Below are 6288 nucleotides of genomic sequence, written 5' to 3' on the forward strand. Positions count from 1 at the left end.
GAGAGCGGCGGCAGTGAAGATCAAGCCTCCGGCGGTTGCGATGGGTCCGCCGAAGCTGATGGAGCCGGAAGGCCATCCTTGCCCCATAGAACCGAGAGCGGTTTCCCATCGAGCTTTCCCGGTACTCAAATCGAAGGCCACCAGAGCTCCCCAAGGTGGAGCGTTACAAGGTTGGCCCGTCGGCGCTACCAGCCAGTCTCGAAACATGCCGTAAGGAGTACCCCTCTGAAGGGCAAATTCCCCGCCCCACGGCATGTCGGCACGATGAGCGATGGCCGGGGCGATTTCTTCGCGCGGTATCAGTTTCATAACGGCGGCGACGCGGTTCGTGTCTGCGAGCAGGATGTTCCGTTCGGGATCCCAGGCGGCGCTTCCCCAATTCACTCCTCCAATGTTCCCTGGAAACGCAATCGATCCCTTAAATGACGGCGGGGTGAACATTCCCTCATTGCGGAGAGACTCGATCTTCTGGCGGCACCAGTTGCGTGCATCCTCCGTGCTGCCCCAGGCATCGGCGGCGGCCAGTTTCTGTGGAACCATCGCGTTCCATGCCGGAATCGGTTGGGTCGGCGATGCGCTCTCGCCCGGGATGTCGCTCTTCGGCGCCCCACGCTCTTCCACCTTGTTCAGCGGTTTTCCCGTGGTCCGGTCGAGGATGAACAGATTCCCCATCTTCGTCGTCACGGCGACTGCGGCTTTACCCTGGAAATCGATCAACATGGGCTGGGACGCGACGTCATAGTCCCAGAGGTCGTGATGAACGACCTGGTATCCCCAAACGAACGCCCCGGTTGAAGCTTTAAGAGCCACTACCGAGTTCGCCCATTTGTCGTCGCCGGGCCGCGCGCCGCCGTAATAATCCGGGCTGGCGCTGCCGGTGGGAATGAAGACGAGGTCGCGGGCGGGATCGGCGGCAAAACCGGACCAAGCATTGGCGGCGCCGGTCCGCACCTGTTGCCTTTCGGCCCATGGTATCGGATTCCAGGTCCAACGCAGCGCACCGGTTCGCGCGTCGTAGGCGCGAACGATACCTCGCGGCATGTCCACAGCTCCATTGTCGCCGATCGACGATCCCGTGATCACGAGATCCGAAACGATCACTGGCGCCGATGTCACTTCGTAGTCGCCCCGGAATTCCGGGCCGTAGCCGACGCCGCGCGACAAGTCGATTTGCCCGTCCTTGCCGAAATCTGCACAGGGAACGCCGGTTTTTCCATCGAGCGCAATGAGCCGCGCATCGATCGTCCCTTCGTAGATACGCAATTTGCACAGCGCGGCGGCCGACGCCCTGGCGTCCATCCAGACCGAGACTCCGCGCGAACTAACCTCGGAGTAGTTGTGCGTCCGATCCACTTTCGGATCGTATTTCCAACTTTCGGTGCCGGTTGCGGGGTCGAGAGCAATCACCTGATTGAACGGAGTCGTGAGGTACAAAAGGCCGTCGGCGATGATCGGCGTCGCCTCGAACGCCGCCTTTTCGTTCAGCGCTGTTTGTGGATTGAGCGCGCCGGTATGGTACGTCCATGCAACTTTCAACTTTGAAATGTTCTGAGCCGTAATTTGTTTCAACGGTGAGTATCGCGTCCCGCCGGGATCATGCCCATAGGATGACCAGCCACTATCGACGGAAGGAGATGCGGCGCCGGCCCAAAGCAACAAAATGAAAATGAAAGTCCTCATGGTGCTGGGGCTGTTTTGGTTAGACGGGCTTGCCTTTTGCGGAGCCCTGCCGGTCGACGATTCCGGCAACCGCAGCGACCAATTCGGCCGGGTCGACAGGTTTCGATACATGCAAATCGAAGCCGCAGGCGAGCGACTTGGATCGATCGTCCGTGCGGCCATAGGCGGTGAGGGCGATTGCAGGCACACTCTTGGAAGCCTTCCCGTCCATGGCCCGTACCCGGCGGATCAGTTCATAACCGTCGATGTCCGGCATTCCGATATCGCTGATTAAGACGTCGGGCGCGTCGTCGCCGATAATGATCAGGGCCTCAACGGCCGTTCCTACACTGGTGACGTGCGCGCTGCAGTTTTGAAAGACGACTTCCAGCAGGCCGCGCGTGTCCGGCTCATCATCGACGACCAGGATCCGGACCCCATCGAGTTCCTTTGGGGAAAAGAGCGGCTTACTTTCAGTGGCGGCACCCCTTTGCGCAGCCCCGTTGTTGAAGGAAATGGCTTTGACCGGCAGTCTGACGGTGAATGTAGCGCCTTTTTGCGAACCACCGCTGTCCGCGTGAACCGTGCCGCCGTGGTGTTCGACGATGTGCTTGACGACGGCGAGCCCGATGCCCAGCCCCCCATGTCGTCTCGTGGAGGCACCCTGGCCCTGCCTGAAACGTTCAAACACATGCGGCAGGAAGTCTTCATCGATGCCCTGGCCATCGTCGCCAACCGCAATCTCCATCGTCGAGCCGCTGCGTTTGAGGGTGATAAAAGCATGACCACCGGCCGGCGTGAATTTGATCGCATTCGAGACCAGGTTTCCGATGACCTGGCGCAGGCGATGAGGATCGCAGTCGATCAGCCCGGCCTCAGGATCATAAGAGCCTTGCAGTTGAATGTTCTTGGCCTCTGAGCCTGGACGAAACGTAACGAGAACGTCTTCGATAACAGAACTCAAGTCCGTCGCCTGGACATCGAGGCTCAATTTGCCGGCAACGATACGCGAAATATCCAGCAAGTCATCGATCAGCGCGGCCTGGGCGGCCGCATTACGCTCGATCGCTGCCATTCCCCGCGCGAGGACGGGCCCCTGGACCTGGCCGGCACAAATCAGACGCGACCACCCGAGGATAGCGCTCAACGGCGTTCGCAACTCATGAGACATGGTTGCCAGAAATTCGTCTTTAAGCCGGCTCTGAAGTTCGGCTTCGGCTTTGGCTTTCCGTTCCTCTTCATACAGCCGCGCGTGGTCGAGGACAAACGCCATGCGATCCGCGATCAACTGGAGCAGCCGGAAATCGTCCTCGCCGATCGCCACTCCCCCGTGGAATCCCGTGTAAAGAATTCCAAACAGCTTCCCATGAATGAGCATGGGCGCTCCGGCAATACAGCCCCCGGCCGGCACCAGCCCGGAAACCGGACTCTCAGCGTGGATTTCGTCCAGGCCGAGAACCTGCGGCTGCAGCGTGTCGCGAATGCGCCCCGCTAAAATGCTGCGGGCGCGGTTCGCGCCGGGTTTCTCTTCGCTGTTGCCTTTCGATGTGCGGGATTTCCGGATATCGAAGTCCGTCCCATTCGAATTCATCAGTAGAACGGCCGCGCTATCGCTCTTCAGCACTTCACAGATTTTGTCCAGCAGATGCTCAACGACTTGATCATGTGAAATGTGCTCGATCGCCGTGTCGCTGATCAACTGCAGCCGCCGCATATTCTCGGATGCACGTTCGCTCTCGTGCCGCGCGGCCTGGGCGGCGGCGAAGTCGATATGCTCACGCTCGGCGCGCTTGCGCTCCATTGCGTAACGAACCGCGCGGCGGAGCGAAGGTCCATCCAGATCCTTCTTTGATATATAGTCCTGGGCTCCGCTGTGCATCGCTTCGAGCGCCCACATTTCATCGTCATGGACGGTCAGGATGACGATTGGAGTGCCGGGATAGCTCCTGGAAACGGCTTCCACCGTTTGTATTCCCTGGCTGTCCGGCAGGCCCAGGTCCAGCAGAATGACGCCAAAGCTTTCCGTCCGCAGGCGCTCCAAGGCCTGAGACAGCCGCTCGACGTGCACCAGCACGAAGTGGGATGCCATGGTTCGCCGGGCGGAATTTTCGCTGAAGGCCTCCCGGATCATGCGGACATCTGCCGGAGAGTCCTCGACCAGCAGGACCTGGATATCCATAACGGACATTAATACTCCTAGCTGGGCAAACGCACCACGTTCAGCCAGAATTCGGCTACCACCGACACAAGTCTCATGAAGTCCTCGAGAACAACGGGTTTCGTGACGTAGCAGTTGGCGTGAAGCGCATAGCTCTTCTCGATGTCTTCCCGAGCCTTCGAGCTTGTGAGAATGATGACGGGGATGAGCTTCAACTCAGGATCCGCCTTGATTTCCGCCAACACTTCGCGGCCATCTTTTTTCGGTATATTGAGGTCCAGAATAATCACGCCTGGCCGGGGCTGATCGGAAAACTTGCCCTCCTGGTGTAAGTATTCGAGAGCCTGAACGCCGTCGTGCAGGACGTGGATGGGATTCGGAAGGTTGAGATCCTTGAAGGTTTCCCGGACCAGCCCCACATCGCCGAGATTATCCTCGACCAGGAGGACATCCGGAGTGTTGTTCGCGTGTGATCGATTCATAGGCTTATGAAAATTCGTGCGGCCGGTGCGGCACCGAAAACGAGAATGTCGTTCCCAACCCGGCCTGCGGCTCCAGCCAGATCCGGCCGCCGTGCCGTTCCACAATCTTCTTACAAATCGTCAGTCCGATTCCGGTGCCCGGATACTCGTTTTTAAGGTGCAGACGCTGAAAAATGATGAAAATCCGGTCCCCAAACTGCGGGTCAATGCCGATCCCGTTGTCGCGGACCGAGAAAATCCACTCCATGGTCCTCCGCTCGGCTGAAATATGGATGGCCGGCCTGCGGTCCGGCGCCCGGAATTTGAGAGCGTTACCGACCAGATTTTGAAAGAGCTGTCCCATCTGAAACTCGTCCGCGAGAATCGTGGGCATGGCATCCCAGGTGATGTCGGCCTTGCTCTCTTCCATGGCGACCTGCAGGTTTTCCAGCGCTCGATGCAACACTTTGTCGAGATCGGTCTCGTCGAATGGATTGCCCTGCGAGTCCAGCCTGGAAAACGTCAACAGGTCATCGATGAGTCCCGACATTCTTGCCGCACCATCCACGGCGAATCCGATGTATTCGTCCGCGTTCTCGTCCAATTGGCCCCTGTATCGCTTGGCGAGAAGTTGCGTGTAGCTCGCGACCATGCGCAACGGTTCCTGCAAATCGTGCGATGCGACGTAGGCAAACTGCTGAAGTTCGGAGTTCGAGCGGCTGAGTTCCGAAGCTTTTGCGGCCAGGGCGCTCTCCGCCTGTTTTCGTTCGGTAATGTCGCGCAGAATGACGGTGAGAATCTTTTCGCCTCCGAGGTCGAGCTTCGATATCGAAGCTTCCGCGGGGAATTCGGTGCCATTCTTGCGCAGTCCAAAGATCTCACGCCGCTCTCCCATCTTCCGTGCCGTTTCCGCAGATTGGCTGAATTCTCGAAGGTGATGCTGATGTGTATCGGTGAACCTGCGGGGCAGCAGCATATCCAGCGGCTTTCCATAGACGTCGGAGGCGGCATAGCCAAAGACTTTTTCCGCGCCCTGGTTGAAAATTGTGATCCGTTGTCCTTTGTCGATCGAGATGATCGCGTCATCCGCGATGTCGAGGATTCCCGAAAAACGCGCTTCGGAACTCCGGACGGCCTCTTCGGCCTGTTTCCGTTCTGTAATATCGCGGAGAATGACGGTGAAAATCTTTTCTCCTTCCAGTTCGAACTTCGAGATCGATGCTTCTGCCGGAAACTCGACGCCGTTCTTGCGCAGACCGAAGATTTCACGGCGTTCGCCCATTTTTCGCGCGGTTTCTTTGGATTGCCCGAAGTCCTGCAAGTGGGCCTGGTGGGTGTGTGTAAACCGGCCGGGAATGAGGACATCCAGCTGCTTGCCGAGTATTTCCGCGGATGTGTATTGAAAGATCCTCTCGGCGCCCTGATTGAAAAGCGTAATCTCCTGGGTGTTATTGACAGAGATAATCGCATCGTCCGCGATGTCCAGCAGGCCGGCCAGCCGGGACAAGGTGCGGAGTGTTTCCTCCGACCGTTGGCTCTCCGTGATATCGCGCGTGATGTTCGTAAAACCCCTCAGCTTCCCCGAGTCGTCTTTGAGGGCGGTGATGATGTTTTGCACCCGGAAACGACTGCCGTCTTTCCGGACGCGCCATGTTTCGGCCATCAGCCGCTCTCCGCTCAGGGCAGTTTGCAAATCCTGTTCCGGCTGTTCTCGAGCCCGGTCTTCAGCCGCGTAGAAAATCGAGAAGTGCTTTCCGATCGCTTCATCGCGCGAGTAGCCCTTCATGCGTTCCGCGCCGGAGTTCCACGTCAAGATATGACCCGTCGAGCTCAACATGAAAAAGCAAACATCCCGGAGACTGTCCGCCAGAAGCCGGTACTCGTCTTCGGTCTGCGGCAAATCCACGCCTATGACTCTCATATCTTTATCCATTGAGAATTCCTTTCCGTGCGCTCGGGCCTAATAGCACGTTCGTGACCAATCGAGTTTTCTGACATTCTGCGGAGACG

The 6288-nt window shown here is 58.3% G+C and carries 4 protein-coding genes; all 4 read right to left on the minus strand.

The window, feature by feature from the left end; genetic code table 11:
- Positions 1–1680, minus strand: a 1680-nt coding sequence (locus tag VGK48_12330) for a pyrroloquinoline quinone-dependent dehydrogenase (GenBank protein ID HEY2381957.1), incomplete at its 3' end; no start/stop codon positions are given.
- Positions 1681–1699: 19 nt separating this feature from the next.
- Positions 1700–3847, minus strand: coding sequence for a response regulator (locus VGK48_12335; protein ID HEY2381958.1), 2148 nt, complete (start codon positions 3845–3847; stop codon positions 1700–1702).
- A gap of 8 nt (positions 3848–3855) precedes the next feature.
- Positions 3856–4299 carry a response regulator gene (locus VGK48_12340; GenBank protein ID HEY2381959.1) on the minus strand — a complete coding sequence of 148 codons (444 nt, stop codon included), beginning with the start codon at positions 4297–4299 and terminating at the stop codon, positions 3856–3858.
- Positions 4300–4303: 4 nt separating this feature from the next.
- Positions 4304–6211: a PAS domain S-box protein gene (locus VGK48_12345; GenBank protein ID HEY2381960.1), complete on the minus strand. Its 1908-nt coding sequence runs from the start codon at positions 6209–6211 to the stop codon at positions 4304–4306.
- Between the last annotated feature and the right edge of the window lie 77 nt (positions 6212–6288).

Source organism: Terriglobia bacterium (assembly GCA_036496425.1).
Lineage (GTDB): Bacteria > Acidobacteriota > Terriglobia > 20CM-2-55-15 > 20CM-2-55-15 > 20CM-2-55-15.